The 18,003-nt window shown below is 47.5% G+C and carries 15 protein-coding genes; 12 read left to right on the top strand and 3 right to left on the bottom strand.

What is annotated here, in order from left to right; all coding sequences use genetic code 11:
• Positions 1–131 precede the first annotated feature (131 nt).
• Both IRE19_RS15565 and IRE19_RS15560 read left to right on the top strand, forming a co-directional pair.
• Positions 132–305: a hypothetical protein gene (locus tag IRE19_RS15565; protein ID WP_197053101.1), complete on the top strand. Its 174-nt coding sequence runs from the start codon at positions 132–134 to the stop codon at positions 303–305.
• A 985-nt stretch (positions 306–1,290) separates the two neighbouring features.
• Positions 1,291–3,288, top strand: coding sequence for a penicillin-binding transpeptidase domain-containing protein (locus IRE19_RS15560; RefSeq protein ID WP_203341095.1), 1,998 nt, complete (start codon positions 1,291–1,293; stop codon positions 3,286–3,288).
• An 84-nt stretch (positions 3,289–3,372) separates the two neighbouring features.
• Here IRE19_RS15560 and IRE19_RS15555 read toward each other — a convergent pair whose 3' ends face one another.
• Complete coding sequence (locus tag IRE19_RS15555; protein WP_191716347.1) at positions 3,373–3,714, bottom strand: hypothetical protein; 342 nt, start codon at positions 3,712–3,714, stop codon at positions 3,373–3,375.
• A 581-nt stretch (positions 3,715–4,295) separates the two neighbouring features.
• Here IRE19_RS15555 and IRE19_RS15550 point away from each other — a divergent pair.
• From IRE19_RS15550 to IRE19_RS15535, 4 genes are all read left to right on the top strand, one after another.
• Complete coding sequence (locus IRE19_RS15550) at positions 4,296–4,682, top strand: MerR family transcriptional regulator (RefSeq protein ID WP_191716346.1); 387 nt, start codon at positions 4,296–4,298, stop codon at positions 4,680–4,682.
• Positions 4,683–4,720: 38 nt separating this feature from the next.
• Positions 4,721–6,028, top strand: a complete 1,308-nt coding sequence (locus IRE19_RS15545) for a CNNM domain-containing protein (RefSeq protein WP_203341094.1) — start codon at positions 4,721–4,723, stop codon at positions 6,026–6,028.
• A gap of 79 nt (positions 6,029–6,107) precedes the next feature.
• Positions 6,108–7,163 (top strand): hemolysin family protein, encoded by a 1,056-nt coding sequence (locus IRE19_RS15540; protein ID WP_203341093.1) that lies wholly within the window; start codon positions 6,108–6,110, stop codon positions 7,161–7,163.
• A gap of 102 nt (positions 7,164–7,265) precedes the next feature.
• Positions 7,266–7,754 carry a DUF4306 domain-containing protein gene (locus IRE19_RS15535; protein ID WP_203341092.1) on the top strand — a complete coding sequence of 163 codons (489 nt, stop codon included), beginning with the start codon at positions 7,266–7,268 and terminating at the stop codon, positions 7,752–7,754.
• A 325-nt stretch (positions 7,755–8,079) separates the two neighbouring features.
• Here the strand turns inward: IRE19_RS15535 and IRE19_RS15530 are convergent, their stop codons facing one another.
• Together IRE19_RS15530 and IRE19_RS15525 are read right to left on the bottom strand one after the other, a co-directional pair.
• Entirely contained in the window at positions 8,080–8,322 is a 243-nt protein-coding gene (locus tag IRE19_RS15530; RefSeq protein WP_238943279.1) for a hypothetical protein, read from the bottom strand.
• A 22-nt stretch (positions 8,323–8,344) separates the two neighbouring features.
• On the bottom strand, positions 8,345–8,506 hold the full coding sequence (locus tag IRE19_RS15525) for a hypothetical protein (RefSeq protein ID WP_191716342.1): 162 nt from the start codon (positions 8,504–8,506) through the stop codon (positions 8,345–8,347).
• Positions 8,507–8,742: 236 nt separating this feature from the next.
• Here IRE19_RS15525 and IRE19_RS15520 point away from each other — a divergent pair, with 236 nt between their 5' ends.
• From IRE19_RS15520 to IRE19_RS15495, 6 genes are all read left to right on the top strand, one after another.
• Complete coding sequence (locus IRE19_RS15520; RefSeq protein WP_203341091.1) at positions 8,743–10,293, top strand: response regulator transcription factor; 1,551 nt, start codon at positions 8,743–8,745, stop codon at positions 10,291–10,293.
• Entirely contained in the window at positions 10,253–12,052 is a 1,800-nt protein-coding gene (locus tag IRE19_RS15515; RefSeq protein ID WP_203341090.1) for a sensor histidine kinase, read from the top strand. Before IRE19_RS15520 ends, IRE19_RS15515 begins: the two co-directional genes overlap by 41 nt.
• 149 nt (positions 12,053–12,201) lie before the next feature.
• Positions 12,202–13,497 carry an ABC transporter substrate-binding protein gene (locus tag IRE19_RS15510; RefSeq protein ID WP_203341089.1) on the top strand — a complete coding sequence of 432 codons (1,296 nt, stop codon included), beginning with the start codon at positions 12,202–12,204 and terminating at the stop codon, positions 13,495–13,497.
• Positions 13,498–13,608: 111 nt separating this feature from the next.
• On the top strand, positions 13,609–14,556 hold the full coding sequence (locus tag IRE19_RS15505) for a carbohydrate ABC transporter permease (protein ID WP_238943259.1): 948 nt from the start codon (positions 13,609–13,611) through the stop codon (positions 14,554–14,556).
• Positions 14,553–15,380, top strand: a complete 828-nt coding sequence (locus IRE19_RS15500; RefSeq protein WP_191716338.1) for a carbohydrate ABC transporter permease — start codon at positions 14,553–14,555, stop codon at positions 15,378–15,380. Before IRE19_RS15505 ends, IRE19_RS15500 begins: the two co-directional genes overlap by 4 nt.
• A gap of 385 nt (positions 15,381–15,765) precedes the next feature.
• Positions 15,766–17,976: an alpha-galactosidase gene (locus IRE19_RS15495; RefSeq protein WP_203341088.1), complete on the top strand. Its 2,211-nt coding sequence runs from the start codon at positions 15,766–15,768 to the stop codon at positions 17,974–17,976.
• Positions 17,977–18,003: the final 27 nt, after the last annotated feature.

Here is an 18,003-nt window from a genome sequence, read left to right as displayed (position 1 = left end):
TAGCGCTGCAGGTTTCATTTAATAGGTGGTCCGACTTTCGGCTAATTTTAGACACGGCCAGGCAAACACGGTATGCTTAACCCAGTTGACCTGACCGTTTTAACGGCGGGGGAAACGGAAGGATGATCTAAATGGCATTTCTAGACAAGCTGAACCAATTAAAAGACAAGTCGATTGAAAAAGGCAAAGCGCATTGGGAAGAAAACAAAGACGACTACAAAGAAAAAGCATCGAATTATAAAGATAAAGCCATGGTCATGAAAGACGACGTTGCGAATAAAATCAAAGAGAAGACAAAGAAGTAATTGTGAGTTAACCAGGCGGGTATGCGCTTGGTTATTTTTTTGTGGAAAGTGGGTGGCTAGGTGAGGATATGTGGTTTCTACCTTTGCTACTTGAGTTTCTACATGACATTTGTGTGCTCTTACATGAACAACTCGCGATTCAACCGGGATAGTGGGAGTCTACCTGAGGATACGCCGTTTCTACCAGCACTATTTGATTTTGTACATGAGATATCGCTGCTCTTACATGAACAACTCACATTCCTACCGTGAGAGCAGAAGTCTACCAGAGGATATGCGGTTTCTACCAGCACTATTTGAGTTTGTACATGAGATATCCTCGCTCTTACATGAACAACTCGTGATTCAATGGGGATAGCGGGAGACTACTTGGGGATATGGGGTTTCTATCGGCACTACTTGAGCTTCTACATGACATTTTCACACTCTTACATGAACAACTCGCGATTCAATAGGGAGAGTGGGTGGCTACCTGAGGATACGCCGTTTCTACCTGCACTATTTGAGTTTCTACATGACATATCCTCGCTCTTACATGAACAACTCACATTCCTACCGGGATAGCGGAGTCTACCTGAGGATACACGGTTTCTACCAGTGCTATCCGATTTTCTACCTGACCTATCGTCGCTCTAACATGAACAACTCGCAATTCTACTGTGATAGCGGGAGTCTACCTGAGGATACACGGTTTCTACCAGCACTATTTGAGTTTGTACATGAGATATCGTCGCTCTTACATGAACAACTCAACATCCAACCACGAAAGCAGCACCCTACCTCACAAATTCCGCTTTCTACAAGCACTATTCCTATCTCTACCTGCACACTCCACGTCTCTACCTAAACTACCAAGCCTCCTACTTTAACGCCCCCTCCAAATCCAACCACTCCTATACAATAAAATTGATACAGAAAATTCAGTCTTTATATTCTGGCCCGTTCAAGCGATAATAGGAGAAAGCTAAAGAGCGGAGGTCATGTGATGAGGAAGAACATCTTAACAGCCATCTTCTTTCTATTGATTCTCAACCTAACAGCGTGTCAGGAGGAGGACGCGCAGCCGGCACCTGACCCGCAGCCGGAAGAGGGCGTTGAGACGGTCGAGTCGCCGGAACCTCGGGTCGCCGAGTTTATTGAGCTGTGGAAAACCGGCGACTTTGCTGGCATGCACATTAATTATTTGAACCAGGGCACGCAATCGGTTTACGGAGAGGAAAAATTTGTCATCTGGCAACAGGAGCTTCACGAACAGTTGGGCATCGACAATGTAGAAATCTCCTATACTGCACCAGTGGAAGATGCTGAATGGACCCCAGAACAGCCGGCGGATTTCCCGGTCCGGGTAACATTCGATACGATCATCGGTCCGGTGGAATTCGAAAAGACGCTCACTTTATTGTATGAAGCGCATGGTGAAGTGGAGGACTGGTTTGTGGAATGGGATCCGTCTTTTATTCTGCCAAATCTCGAAGCGGGAGACCAGGTGACGACTGAAATCACCGAAGGTCCGCGCGGGGAGATTGTGGACCGGAACGGGCAAGCGATCGCTTCGAGCAGCACCGGCTATGAAGTCAGTGTGATTCCGGAAAACTTCGATGAGTCCAAAAAGCCGCAGCTCGCGGAATTGCTGGGGATGAATGAGCAGGCGCTGGAGGACAAGCTCAACCAGCCGTGGGTCCAGCCGCATTTCCTGGTGCCGATTGCGCAGATCAAAGCGGACCAAAAGAAGCTGGATGAATTGTTTACAATTCGCGGCACGACACGGGACGAAGTGGCGATGCGCACGTATCCGTATGGCGCCGCACTGGCGCATATTACGGGTTATATCGGCCCTATTACTGCCGAGCAGCTGAACGCGTGGAGCGGCCAGGGCTATTCGGCTGAAACGCTGGTCGGGCGGCAGGGGCTTGAAGAAATTTTGCAGGAGCGGCTCCGCGGAGAAGCGGGCGGCCGCATCATTTTGAAGAAGCAACGGGAAAACGCCGTCATCACGTCGGTGGACAATGAACCCGTGCCTGGCGAAACGGTGGCGTTGACCATCGATGCCGAATTGCAAAAAGCACTCTACCATGCAATGAGGGGCAAGGCGGGAACCGGTGCGGCAATCGATCCAGATACCGGTGAAACGCTGGCGTTGGTTAGTTCACCGGGCTTTGATCCCAATGAATTTATTCCAAGCATCACCAATAGCCGCTTTCAGGAACTTGCGAACGATCCGCTGCAGCCGTTCTTCAACCGGTTTGCGGCAGTGTATACACCGGGGCCGGTCATACAGCCGGTCACCGCAGCGATCGGACTGGAAAGCGGTACGCTCGATCCGGCGGAAGGGCTCGGTATCACCGGTAAGTCGTGGCAGCGCTACCGTTCGTGGGGCGATTACCGGGTGACGCGTCCGCACGATGATGTGCCGAATCCGATTGATTTGAATAAAGCGCTGGCCCATTCGGACAATATCTATTTTGCCCAGCAGGCGCTCAATATTCCGAATGATGAGTTCCGGAGTGGCTTGGAAGATTTCGGCTTTGGCGAAGAAATCGCCTTTCCCATCGAGCTGACGCCATCGCAGATTTCCCGGGACGGCACATTCGGTTCAGAAGGCCAGCTCGCCGGGACGGCTTCCGGACAGGGGCAGATGCAGGTCAACATCCTGCATCTCGCCACTCTCTACAGCCCCATTTTGGCAAACGGCACTCTTTACAAGCCGACGTTATTCCTTGATGACGCAGACCAACAAGTATGGAATGAAGGCTTGCTTGACGCTGCAAATGCCGAAACGCTGCAGGCAGGATTGGTCAATGCGGGCAGCGAGCTGGGGCTGGAGCTCGCAGGCAAAAGTGGCACCACACGGGAAAACGGCGAGCAGAACGCCTGGTTTGCCGGCTATAGCCTGGAAAGCCCGGATCTCATTTTCACGATGATGATCGAAGGGGAAGAATCTATAGGTGGGTTGGTGGAACAAGTAATCAAAGGAAGGGAATAAGCATGGAGCCAGGCAGATGTCGCCTGGCTTTTTATTATTTCCAAACAAAAAAGCGCCCCAAAGGACGCTTGCTGCCAACAACTGCTATTCAAATTGCTGATTTTCCGGTGGGCCCAACCGATCGGTCAACACCTCCAAAATATCATCGAAATATTTTCCTTCGTACCACATTTCCTTATACGACGCGGATCGGATAATCGCTTTTTTGTCCACTTTCGTCACGTCAATCTGTGCGGTATGGCTGGACCCCGTTTCCTCGATTTCCTTTTTCTTCTCGCGGATAAACGTCTCCATGTCATCTGCTTCGTAATGCTGGAACGTCTCCACTACCTCATCAAACAGCGGCATGGTATCCTCCGGGCTCTCGAACAGCCAGGAATACCCTTTATTTTCATCAGCCAAGCGCAAAGTCAGTTGATATTCCAAAAACGCCATCTCCTTTTCAATGCTATTTGCCAAATCTCAAAATCGATTTTACGAAGAACCCCCGTGGCTAAAGACCGTTATCCAGCAAGAAATTGCTGTATTAGAGCTATACCCGATTGGCCGGCAGTCAGTCCTGAAATTGAAAAATAAACGGGAGAGAAGCCAGAATGACGGAAAGACAGGTTTGTTGCGGAATAACCTGTTTTATTTGCAGAATACAGGGCGTTGTTTGCGGAATAGCCGGTTTTATTAGCAGAATCCGTGAAGTTGTTTGCAGAAGCACCAAAACCATAATTGGAAAAAGAAGAAAGACCACTTCAGGCACCCCGTGCCCGAACCGCTCTTTCGCTAAATCACCTCTCTAAGCAAAAAATGTCGATATCATGGCAAACCTCCTAAGTATTTCAATATTTCTATTAAAAAGCAGCACGTGCAACTGTATGCTTTTTACTGGCATGTGCTATATTTTTTATTACAGAGAGAAACTGCTTTTCCGCAGTTGATCAAAACGGATTTCAGCTGCGTAAGTTTTGCGGCTGAACGGAATCAAAAAGGGAGGCGTCTGCATTGGGAAGGGATTAATGAAAATCGGAGAAGTTGCAAAAATGAGCGGGGTATCAACAAGAACCATCGATTACTACACGGTATCCGGATTGCTTCATAGTGAACGTTCTGAAGCCAACTACCGGCTTTATCCGGCTTCTGCTCTGCAGACGCTTGAACGGATCCAGCTGCTGAAGAAACAGCGTTTGTCGATTTCGGAAATCAAAGAAATCCTCAACGCGCCGGAAATGCCGGAAACAAATGAGCTGGTGGATGAAGTTACCGAAGAATTCGAGTACCTGCAACAAAAAATCACGCGCTTGGAAGAGCAATTGAAAGACGCGCCAAGTTCCGTGAAGCTGCACATCAGCAAAGCGCTTGAGCATCAAGTGGCAGCAATTGCTGCCTTAATCGCTTTGCTGTAACCAACTTTGGAGGTGAATCCCTTTTACAGGGAGAACACGTGGATATAGTTACCTTATTGAATTTAGTGTTATTAGTGATATTGATTGGCTTGACGGCCTTTTTCGTCGGCTCGGAATTTGCGGTCGTTAAAATCCGCATGTCGCGGCTCGACCAATTGATTGCGGAAGGCAATAAAAAAGCAGTGATGGCAAAAAAAGTGGCCAGCGACTTGGATTATTACTTGTCCGCCTGCCAGCTTGGTATTACCGTAACGGCACTCGGGCTCGGGGCGCTCGGGAAACCGACTGTCGAACGCTTGATGTACCCGATCTTTGATTTTTTTGCAGTTTCCGATGCTTTAGCATCTGCTGCTTCTTATGCAATTGCGTTCCTGCTTGTGACTTACCTTCACGTAGTGGTCGGTGAAATGGCGCCTAAAACCTTGGCGATCCAATTCGCTGAAAAGATGTCTTTGCTGTTGGCGCCTTCGCTTTATTGGTTCGGTCAAATCATGAAGCCCTTCATCTGGGCATTGAACGGAGCTGCCCGCGTCCTGTTGAGACTTTTCGGCGTTCAGCCGGCAGGGCACGAACAGGCTTATTCGGAAGAAGAGCTGAAAATCGTCATGGCCCAAAGTTATGAAGGCGGAGCGATCAATGAAACCGAGCTTTCCTATATGGAAAACGTCTTTTCATTTGATGAGCGCGTGGCTAAAGATATCATGGTGCCGCGTACCGAATTGGTGACACTTGATAAAGACATGCCATTGAAAGAAATCATCGAGATTTTGGATGAAAACAATTACACACGCTATCCCGTCACGGAAGATGGCGACAAAGACCGCGTTCTCGGTTTTGTCAGTGCCAAGAAAATGCTTCCGCATATCGTCGCAGGGCGTGATTGGCAGCTGGAAGAGTTCATTTTGGAATTGCCGACCGTCTTTGAAGCGACTGGCCTGCAAGATGCGTTATTGCATATGCAGAATGCCCGCGTCCACATCGCGTTGGTGGCGGACGAATACGGCGGTACCGCTGGTATGATTACCATGGAAGACATTTTGGAAGAAATCGTCGGCGAAATCCGCGACGAGTTCGATGCGGATGAAGTTCCGGACATCAGTAAAGTCAATGAAGACCAATACTTGATTAATGGCCGTGTCCTGCTGAAAGACCTTGAGGAACGTTTCGGACTGTCTTTTGATGACAGCGAAGAGATCGATACCATCGGCGGCTGGATTCATTTCAAGAGCCTGGGAGAAGTTCAACCGGGCGAAACAGTCACGGAAGACCAGACTCTATGGACTGTAACGGAAATGGACAACCAACAGATCAAGCAAGTCATGTTCCATAAACAACCGACAACTTAATCGAATAAACTGGACCGTGAACTAGCCAGTAGAACCTACAAAATATATGGAGGTGAATCCCTCAATTGAGGGATACAACTTGGATGGACAAATAGTAATTAACTTGATACTTGTGGCATTGCTGATCATTGCAACCGCATTTTTCGTGGGTGCCGAATTCGCCATCTTGAAAGTGCGGATGTCACGGATCGACCAATTGATATCAGAAGGCAATAAAAAAGCTGTACGGGCAAAAGAAGTAGCCAATAACCTGGACTACTACCTGTCCGCCTGTCAGCTCGGAATCACCGTAACCGCTTTGGCCCTCGGTGCATTAGGGGAGCCGACAGTGGAACGCATGCTGCACCCGCTATTTGTAGCCTTCGAGGTTCCGGCAGCGTTATCGACAGTTCTTTCCTATGCGATTGCATTGAGTATCGTAACGTTCCTGCACGTGGTTATCGGAGAATTGGCGCCTAAAACCTTGGCTATCCAATTCGCTGAAAAGATGACCTTGCTCTTGGCACCGTCGCTTTACTGGTTCGGAAAAATCATGAGCCCGTTCATTTGGCTGATGAATGGTTCGGCGCGCCTGTTGCTGCGTTTATTTAAAGTAGAGCCAGCCGGCCACGAAGAAGCCCATTCCGAAGAAGAATTAAAACTGATTATGGCCGAAAGCTACCAGAGCGGTGAGATCAATCAAACCGAATTGACGTACCTGAAAAATATCTTTGCTTTCGATGACCGCATTGTCGGGAACATCATGATCCCACGGGAGAAAATGGTCACAATCGACAGCAATTTGCCCCGTGATGGACTGTTCAACGTCATCGACGGACACGAGTACACACGCTACCCGGTCACCGATGCCGGCAATAAAGACAAATTGATCGGCTTCATCAACACCAAAGAAATATTGACGAGCATGGCGGCGGGACGGATTCAAGAGCCCGAATCGTTTATCCATGAAATGACAAGCTTTACAGAAACCACGCCGATCCAGAAAGTCCTGACAAAAATGCAGCAAAGCCGGACGCATATGGCGGTCGTCACCACAAAAGACGGCGTCATTTCCGGACTTGTCACGATGGAAGATATCCTGGAAGAAATCGTCGGAGAAATCAGCGACGACTCGTACGAAGTAAAACCCACTTAATTGGATCAGAAGAGAGGCCTTCGGGTTTCTCTTCTTTTTTTATGCGAATTGGAAAATTATTGATATAATGGTTGGAAAAGAAGCTGGGTAAGGAGAGGTTGAATGGAGAATGAAAACGCAAGGAAATCAAAGCAAGCTGTCCTGTTCTTCGGCGCCTTGACCTTTTTCGCCGCTGCTACATTCATCAGCCTCTATGAAGGAAGCCAGCTTGATGATATTTCCTGGGAGTGGCCGTACTCTGCAGTGTTCACCAATTGGTTGAGTGGAGGAGTGGGCTCGGCAGATGATATCCTGGCCATCGACTACCTCGTCTACGCCGCAAAATTCGAGCCGTTGTTTCCGCTCGTCATGTTCGTTTCCGGCATGATTTTGTTTCTGCAACTGTCTTTCTGGATATTCAGAAGAAAGAAGGCGGCTTTAAGCGTGTTTCTCTTACTATGTGCAATCGCGCTGCTGGTACTCAGCGGGGCGTTGATGGCCTCGCCGACCGCCGGATTGGAATTGTTTTCGAGGGTTTTCCTTGGAACCGGCATCTTTATGATAATTTTCACCATCTGGTGGTTAATTAAAGCAAGGAAGCTGCCATCTTAAAGCGGTTGCTTGCGGAATCGTGGAGTTTGTTTGCGGAATCGGCGGCGTTGTTTGCAGAATGCGTGAAGTTGTTTGCGGAATATGCGACATTGTTTGCGGAATCCCACATGTTGTTTGCAGAACCACCCATATGCTGAATAAAAGACGAAAACGCTTCAGGCACTCACCATGCCTGAAGCGTTTTTTAGGTTTTTACAAGAATTCTTCTCTGCCATAGGCCTTTCCCGCGCAGCTCCAATCTGTTTAAAAAGCAAATAGCGTCGCGTCGCACTTGAATTGCAGCCAATCGGGTCTGTAGTTTTCGGTAAGCAGCAAATGCTGAGATCTAACTGTGAAGCGCCTGCTGTGCGCGGTGCTTCTGCTCTTTCGCTACATAAAAATCATATTGCGCCGAATTTGCCGCATTGTTGAAAACGGGGGGAGTGGCATTGGCATTCACTTTCAATACTGCATCGTAAGCGACACCGTGAGCGGTGAGCTTGCCAGCTGCTTTATAGTACATATCGTCGCCAAAAGCCGTATAAGCCAAATGCTTCTTTTCAAAAAACAGCCACCGGATCAATCCCACATCTTCCAACCCCTCTCGAGAACTACGGTCTCCGCTTCAATTCTTCAGCAATCGCTTTCAACTGCTCGTTGCGCTCTTTCGCCAATCTCAGGCCGGTGACCACGGCATATATCACAAAGCCGAATACCACTAAATAAAAAAGAATGGTCACTATCGGAATCAGGAAGAAAAATTCATTCATCATACACGCACCTCCTCGTACCTGTTATACGGCAGGAGCGAAGAAACGTTTCAAAAAGATTCCAGATACTCCTTCAAGCAGAAGATTTGCGCCTGAAAGGAGGTTTTTTGTCGCTGATCAATAAAAAGTGGTACTATGTCTGTAGATTGGCACAAGAGAAATAGAAGCAGGTGCCGAATGAAGAAGATGTTCAAGTCCAGAATTTTTTCTTATGGGTTACATTTTAAGGGGGTATATTCATGGGAGAAATGTGCAAAGTGTTGATTGTCGATGACGAGATGCTGATCAGGCAGGGAATCATCAATTATATTGATTGGGAACAGGAAGGGTTTCAGATTGTTGGGGAAGCGTCGAATGGCCAAGAAGCGATGCAAATGATCGGGGAATTTTCACCGCATATTGTCGTCACGGATATCGTCATGCCGATCATGGATGGCATCGATCTGGTCAGAGAAGCCAAGAAAGCGTTTCCTCATCTTGAAATCATTGTGTTGAGCAGTTTTGAAAACTTCGATTACGTGCGTTCGACATTCCAAAATGGAGTCGCCGATTATATCTTGAAGCCGAAGTTGAACGGCGCCGAATTATTGCGGATCTTAAAGCAGATCGTCAACAGGATACCGGATTTGCAGGAAGCTGGTTTACTAGAGAAGCCGAAGCGTTCCACCGAAGAAATACTTGAAAATATGTTGCTCGGCTACGACTCATCGGCGGATGGAACAGTCTTTCCCAACAGCCGCTTTGTTTTGGTGCGCATACACGGAAATAAACTGGATTCTACTCAGCTGAAAGCCGTGTTCAACCGGATCCCGTTTGAAGACATTGCCATTTATTCGTTTGCTGGCAGCGAGACGGAATCGATGCTGTTGCTGAATTTCAATCCAAATCAATTGGAAGCTATCAAAGGCACGATTGAAAGCCAGGTGGCCCAAACGCTGCTTGCCACATGGATGATGTTCGAACCGTTCGAAAAAATCGATGACATTAAACAGGTCCACGATGAAGGCTTCGCGAAGATGAAGAAGTATTTATTTTATCTGCCGGAACAGAATGTATTCGTCTACGACAACTTGCCGGAAGAAAATGAAAAACAAGCCAATTTTGATTTGAATCATTTTATCGAGATGTTCAAAGATGGCTTGTTCAATGCGGCTTTTGCGTATCTTGAAAATCATGTGTCGGATTTGGGGGGACGATACAACAACGACAGCTTTGAATTCAAATCATTTTTAGGGAATATCGTCTTTAACATCATCATATTACTGGATGCCATGAAATACGACAACAAGGAAATCGAGCAAAAGAAATACGGTTATTTCTCGGCGATCAACGAAGCGGAACATGTTCATAAAGCGCTGGCGCAGTTCAACGCATTCCTGGAAGAAGTGCGGACCAACATTCTGTCGCTTAACAAAACAGCAGACCAGGCCAACAACATCGATAAAATCCTGGCGTATATTGAACAGCATTATACCGAGCCGCTCCGTCTGTCTGAAATCGCGAGCCATTTTCATTTCAATGCATCGTATCTGTCTTCTTATTTCAGTGCGCACCACAAAGAAGGGTTCAGCGAATACCTCAACCGGGTGCGGATCAAGAAGTCTATGGACCTTTTGGAAAACAGCCTGGTCACCATTTCGAACATCAGCGGAATGGTCGGCTATTCGGATCACAGCTATTTTTGCAAAGTGTTCAAACGCATAACCGGGACGTCGCCAGGCAGTTACCGAAAGGAGTTCCGTGCCCGACATGAAAATGAAGAAAATGGCCTTTCTCATCTTACGGAATAACAGCCTGTTCATCAAAATGTTCCTGATCATGATGCTCAGTATCGTGGCCGTATCTTTATTGATCACCTTCAGCTCGATCCGGATGTCTTCCAACTTATTTATGGAAACTTTCAGCATTTCAAACACGAAAGCCCTGGAACAGATCGAAATCAGATTCGAAGATTATAGTTTTGCCATCGTCAATGCCACGAATGAAGTCCAGAACAACGGCACCATCAAAAAAGTATTGACGCAGGAAAATACAAACGCTATCGAAACATCGAAATCCTATCACGACATCAGCCGGCAGATTGAACGCATTTATCCGACGGTCGAGTCCTACGACACCAATATGATTGTGCTCGGCAACAACGAACGCCTGTACAATATGAATTATTCCAATTGGCCGGTGTCTTGGGACATACTGCGAAACCATCCCATAACGAAGTACACCATCAACCGGCCCAATACGCTGCTTTATCAATTTATGCCTTCTACATCGTTTAATGACAAACCGATGATTGTGGCCACAAAAGCACTCATGGAACGGTCGACCGGCGAAATTTATGGCGTGCTGTATTTTCCGATTCTCGAAGAGCAATGGAAAGGGCTGTATGAAGGGTATACCAGTACGGAAAACGAAGTGCTGCTGGTCAACCGGGCAGGGCAGATCGTTTCCAGCAATAAAGAAGAAATGATCGGTGACAAAGCTGATGAGCTTCTGGCATTGGCGGAAAAAGTGGAAGATGAAGGATTGGAATTCAAAGATGTCACCATCTCTGGCACAGATTACATGCTGATGTCGCAATACCTTCCGACCTATGACATGTATTTGGTGAATCTGGTGGATAAAGACGCAGTATTGGCCAATTTGATCAACACCAAAGAAATTCTATTGATCAGTCTGGGCATCGTCTTGTTGGCTGTGATTGTGGTGTTTCTCATTTCCCGGCGGATAACGAATTCCATCAGCCGTTTGGTCAAGCAGATTTCAACGAGCGCCAAACACGAATTCAATCGGCCGATTGCCGAAACAGGCGGCTACGAAGCGAAGAAAATCGCCAATGCTTTTAATTCCATGCTCAATGAATTACAGGAATATGTCGGCCTTGTTGTCCAGGCGCAGCAAAAACAGCGTTCTGCGGAACTGATGGCGCTGCAGCATCAAATCAATCCGCATTTTCTTTACAATACTTTGGCTTCCATCAAATTCATGATCCAGCAGGGCAAAAAGGAAAAAGCGACGGATATGATCCATGCTTTGATTTCGTTATTGCAAAATGCCCTGAGCAACGTCGACCAAACCATCACCGTCGAACAGGAAATAAAAGACTTAAAAAATTACGTGCTGATCAATCAGGCGAGATACGGCGAAGGCATCAAAGTGAATTTCTTCATTTCGCCCGATTGCCTGGATTACCAGTTGCCGAAGCTGATTCTTCAACCGTTTATCGAAAACGCTTTTTTCCACGCGTTCAACATTCAAAAAGAAGGCTTTGTCCAAATCCTGGTTTCTGAAAAAGGAGGCAACCTGTTATGCGAAATCGTCGATAACGGCGATGGCATGGAAATCAAAGGCGACCATACCAAAGAAGACATCAAAGAGAAACGCCACTTGTTCAGCGGCATCGGCATCCGCAATGTCCATGAGCGCATCCAGATGCTGTATGGAGAAGAATTTGGCGTAGAAATCACCAGTGAAATAGGAAATGGCACAAAAGTGAAAGTCGAATTGCCGCTTCAGCTCTCCGCGAAACCTAAAGAAATTACCAGCATCTAAGAATAGTCCAACTAAATTATCGGAAAGTTTGAAATATCTAAAAATTATCAAACAAACACCTAAAGATTGTGCTAACAATCTTTTTTTTTGTGTCGTTATACTGTAGACAAGGTGCAAAGTTAAGCGCTTACAAAAAAGGGGGATTTTCAATGAAGAAATTTTATCTTATGCTTGTGCTGCTTGTCGGTATGGCAGTTTTAGCGGCTTGTTCTTCCGGGGATGAAGAAGCAAGCGGCGGCAGTTCAGAAGGTTCATCAAGCGTAGACGCCATTACCGCTTGGGCTTGGGATCCAGCATTCAATATTGCCGCTCTTGAAAAAGCAAAAGAAGCTTACAGCGGAGACGGAGATTTTGAAGTGAACATCATTGAAAATGCGCAAGACGATATCATTCAAAAATTAAACACAGGGCTTAGCTCGGGTACAACAAAAGGAATGCCGAACATTGTGTTGATCGAAGATTACCGTGCACAAAGTTTCCTTCAGGCCTATCCGGATGCTTTCCATCCATTGACGGATGTCATCAACTCAGACGACTTTGCGGATTACAAAATTGCCACAACCAGCTTTGACGGCGAACAATACGGATTGCCATTTGACTCAGGGGTTGCTGGATTGTACGTACGCACAGATTATTTGGAAGAAGCGGGCTACACACCCGAAGACCTGACAAATATTACTTGGGATGAATACATCGAAATCGGTAAAAAAGTAAAAGAAGCAACGGGCAAAAATATGCTGACATTGGACCCGAACGATTTGGGTCAAATCCGTATGATGATCCAGACAAATGGTTCATGGTATGTGGATGAAGATGGTTCAACGCCAAACCTTGCAGGCAACGAATCACTTGAAAAAGCATTTGAAACATACAAAAAGATGATGGATGCGGATATCGGAAAAATCGTTTCTGACTGGAGCCAGTTTGTCGGCGCCTTCAACAGCGGCGATGTAGCAAGCGTTCCAACAGGAAACTGGATCACGCCAAGCATCAAACAAGCAGCAGATCAATCAGGCAAATGGGCTGTTGTGCCAATGCCGCGACTGGACATGGAAGGCGCAGTCAACGCTTCTAACTTGGGCGGCAGTTCTTGGTATATCCTGAACGTCGATGGCAAAGAACAGGCAGCTGATTTCATGCTGAACACATTTGGATCGAATGTTGATCTTTATCAAACACTGGTTAAAGACATCGGCGCTCTTGGAACTTATTCCGCGGCAGCTGAAGGCGACGCTTATGCAGTTGAAGACGAATTCTTCGGCGGGCAGCAACTTCTTACTGACCTGTCTTCATGGACAGACGAAATTCCAGGCGTCAACTACGGTCTACACACATATGCAATTGAAGATATCCTGGTAACAGGAATGCAGGATTATTTGAATGGCACAGAGCTTAAGACAGTACTTGAGAATGTCCAAGGACAAGCTGAAGCACAACTCAAATAATTGATTGGAATTAACTAAAGCCTTGAGTTGCCGCCGATGAACTGGTAGAAGTGCTTTATCGCTCACCAGCCAGGCACAGCTCAAGCTTTTTTTATAGGAGGAATGAGAAAAATGAGCCAGCAATCTACAAAAAAAGGTGAACTGGATCTCCCGGTCAGCTTGCGCTATAAAGAGACCAGACGCGAAAAAAACGGTGTATTCTTCAGGAAAAAAGTCGGTTGGCTGTTTGTCATTATCTCCGTCATCGCTATCACAATCTTCAACTTCTACCCGATGGTCCAAGCATTCCTGCTGTCATTCCAATCAGGGATGGGCGGGAACTTGGAATATGTCGGCTTTGACAACTGGCAGCGATTGTTCGGTGATCCGACGTTTATCGCAGCGCTAACCAATACATCAATCTACTTGCTCATTCAAGTACCCTTGATGATTGTCTTGGCGTTATTCTTCTCGGTCTTGTTAAACGACCCGAAATTGAAATTCAGAGGCTTTTTCAGAATCGCGATTTTCTTGCCCTGTGTCACATCATTGGTTGCCTATTCAGTTATCTTCAAGTATTTGTTCGGCATCGATGGCATCATCAATCAATTCCTGCTGAACTTCGGTTTTATTTCACAAACGATCAATTTCCTGGCCGATCCGTTTTGGGCGAAGGTAGTCATCATCCTTGCCATCACATGGAGATGGACGGGCTATAACATGATTTTCTATTTGGCGGCATTGCAGAACGTCGACAAGTCAATTTATGAAGCGGCAAGAATTGATGGAGCGAACGCTTTCCAGCAGTTTTTCCAGATTACCGTTCCGATGCTGAAGCCGATCATTTTGTTCACATCGATCACGTCTACGATCGGTACCTTGCAGATCTTTGATGAAATCGTCAACATCACCAACGGCGGACCCGGGAATGCGACGATTTCGATTTCGCAATACATCTACAACCTATCGTTCGAATACACGCCTGACTTTGGTTATGCGTCAACCGTATCTTACGTCATCGTGATTTTAGTGGTGATCCTTTCGATTATTCAATTCAGAGTGGCGGGTGAGAAAAAATGAAAAACTTGAAAAGCATCTTCATCTACACGTTTCTAAGTCTCGCAGCCATCGTTTCCATTTTTCCGTTCCTGTGGATGCTTGTCAGCATCACCAATAAATCGGTGGATGTAACGCAAGGGCGCTTAATACCGGGGACTCATTTGATTGAAAACATGAAGACTTTATTTGCGACAGTGGACATTGTCCCGGCATTGATGAACTCGGCGATCATCGCAATCATTACGACCATTTTGACGCTGTTGTTGGCATCGCTTGCCGGCTATGGTTTTGAAATCCACCGCAGCAAAGGAAAAGACATTGTCTTCAACATCCTGTTGCTGTCGATGATGATTCCGTTTGCGGCGATCATGGTGCCGCTTTACCGCATGTTCGGCAGCATCAGCGACACAGCACCATTCCTTGGCATCGATTCGCTCGGCGCAGTCATTTTGCCGACGGCGACGACCGCGTTCTTCATCTTTTTCTTCCGGCAGAACACGAAGATGTTTCCGAAAGATTTGGTGGAGGCGGGAAGAATTGACGGGTTGAGTGAAATCGGCGTCTTCTTCCGGATCTACATGCCGACGATGAAAACGACGTACGCAGCAGCGGCCATCATTTCGTTCATGAACAGCTGGAACAACTACCTGTGGCCATTGGTCATCCTGCAATCACCGGAAAAAAGAACAATTCCGTTGTTGATTTCAAACCTGGGCTCCAGCTACGCACCGGATTACGGCGTCATCATGTCAGCCATCGTCATCGCCACTTTGCCGACTGCACTTGTATTCTTCCTCATGCAGAAGCATTTTGTTGCAGGCATGATGGGGTCGGTTAAAGGTTAATGGCTGATAAACGATATTTCGCAAAACCGTTTCGCTTTCGGGCCCACAGGATGTGGGTCATGCGGCTGGTGCGACAGGAAGTCGCGGTACCAGCTGCCGCGGGCTTGCGCCGAACTAACTTGGGCTGGGGCCCCAGTGGATTTCTTTCATGTCGCTAACGCTGCTCCCGCGGGAGTCTCAACGGTTTTGCTACATATCTAATTAAGTCAGCAAAATATATGTACTTACTTTTGTTTTTTAATAAGCTACTTAGCGCCGGCGCGTCCTTGGGCTGAGCGAAGCAAGAAGACAGGTGCTCTTCCTGGCTTCTTGCGAGAGCTGTGCCCAAAGCGACCGAAGCGATTTAGAAGTTCACTCTATTTGATTTTTAAGTAGGAGGTAAATTGTGCCGATTTTATATAATGACTCCACTCAAGAGTTTCACCTGCAAACAGAAAAAGTGAGCTATATTTTCAGCGTTTTGGACAATGGCCAGTTGGGGCAGCTTTATTATGGCAAGAAGCTGCGCCATCGGGAGTCGTTCCAGCGCTTGTTTCATGTGGAAGCTGCTCCGAATACGGCTTGTGTCAATGAAGGGGATTTGGTTTTTTCATTGGATTTGATCAAGCAGGAATATCCGGCCTACGGGGCGACGGACTTCCGGGAGCCGGCTTATCAGGTGCTGCAGGAAGGCGGCAGCCGGATTACGGATTTGGTTTATCAGGACCACCAGATCTTTAAAGGGAAAAAGAAACTGGAAGGCTTGCCCGCTACGTATGCGGAAAGTGATCAGGAAGCGACCACTTTGGAGATTTATCTGTACGACAAAGAAATCGATTTGGAGCTCCGGCTTTCTTATACGGTGTTTGAAAAGTCCAATGCGATTGCGCGTTCTGCACAGTTCATCAATCGGGGGCAAAGAGATGTAAATTTAACAAGAGCATTGAGTGCCAGCATCGATTTGCCGGATTCGAATTTTGAGATGGTGCAGCTGTCGGGTTCATGGGCACGGGAGCGGCACATCCAAAACCGCAAATTGGTGCCGGGCATCCAAAGCATTGCCAGTACACGCGGGACGAGCAGCGCCCAGCAAAATCCGTTTCTTGCCTTGAAACGGCCGGAGACGACGGAACATCAAGGCGAAGTGTACGGCATGAGCCTGGTCTACAGCGGCAATTTCCTGGCGCAGGTGGAAGTGGATCATTACGATGTCACGCGCTTGATGATGGGCATCAATCCGTTTGATTTTAATTGGCTGCTGGAAAGCGGCGAAAGTTTCCAGACACCGGAAGTGGTGCTGGTGTATTCAGATGAAGGCTTGAATGGCATGAGCCAGACTTTCCATCAGCTGTACCGTACTCGCTTGGCGCGCGGGAAATGGCGTGACCGGGAACGTCCGGTGCTGATCAACAACTGGGAAGCGACTTATTGGGATTTCAATGATGAAAAAATATTGGAGCTCGCCAAGTCGTCCAAAGAATTGGGCGTGGAATTGTTCGTCCTGGATGACGGCTGGTTCGGCAAACGCGATGACGACACCACGTCTTTAGGGGATTGGTCGACAGACAAGCGCAAGTTGCCGAAGGGCCTTACGCAATTGGCGAAAGACATTACCGGCTTGGGCATGGAATTCGGCCTTTGGTTTGAACCGGAGATGGTCTCGAAAGCAAGTGAGTTGTATAAAACCCATCCGGACTGGGTGATCCATGTGCCCAACCGGAAAATGTCGCATGGCCGAAATCAGTTTGTGCTTGATTTTTCCAGACAGGACGTCGTGGATTTCATCCATAAGATGATGGCGAAAGTCTTGAGGGAGACGCCGATTTCGTATGTGAAATGGGACATGAACCGCTACATGACAGAAGTCGGTTCTTTGGAATTGCCGGCCAACCGCCAGCGTGAAGTGGCGCACCGCTACATCCTGGGCGTCTATTCCTTGTATGAACGGCTGACGACAGAGTTTCCGCATGTCTTGTTCGAATCCTGTGCGGGTGGCGGCAGCCGGTTCGATCCGGGCTTGCTGTATTACGCGCCGCAAGGCTGGACCAGTGACGACACCGATGCGGTTGAACGGTTGAAGATCCAGTACGGCACGTCGCTGGTGTATCCGCTCAGTTCAATGGGCGCCCATGTATCCGCGGTTCCCAACCATCAAGTGGGCAGGATGACGAGCTTAGAGACCCGGGCAAACGTCGCTTATTTCGGCGCATTCGGCTACGAACTCGATGTAACGGCGATGACCAATGAAGAAAAAGAAGAAGTAAAAGAACAAATCGCTTTCTACAAAGAAAACCGGTCGCTCATCCAGCAAGGCCAGTTTTACCGAATCGAAAGCCCGTTTGCGGAAGAGGGCAATCAAACCAGTTGGATGGTCGTGTCAGAAGACCAAAGCGAAGCAATCCTCGGTTATTACCAAGTCTTGTCGCGGCCGAATCCAGGGTTCACCCGCCTTTTCTTTAAAGGACTGAACCCGGAATTTGAATACAGCATCGATGGGACCGGCGACACCTTTTTCGGAGATGAATTGATGGGTGCTGGATTGCAGCTGAACCAGTACCGAACGGACCACCATCCGGCTGACTTTTCGTCGGTTGTTTTTAAAGTAAAGCGGGTGTGAGTAAAGAGTTTTACAGATAGAATAACT

The sequence above is a fragment of the Planococcus beijingensis genome (assembly GCF_016820615.1).
In the GTDB taxonomy this organism is placed as follows: domain Bacteria; phylum Bacillota; class Bacilli; order Bacillales_A; family Planococcaceae; genus Planococcus; species Planococcus notacanthi.
This window is presented reverse-complemented; position numbering and strand designations above follow the sequence as displayed.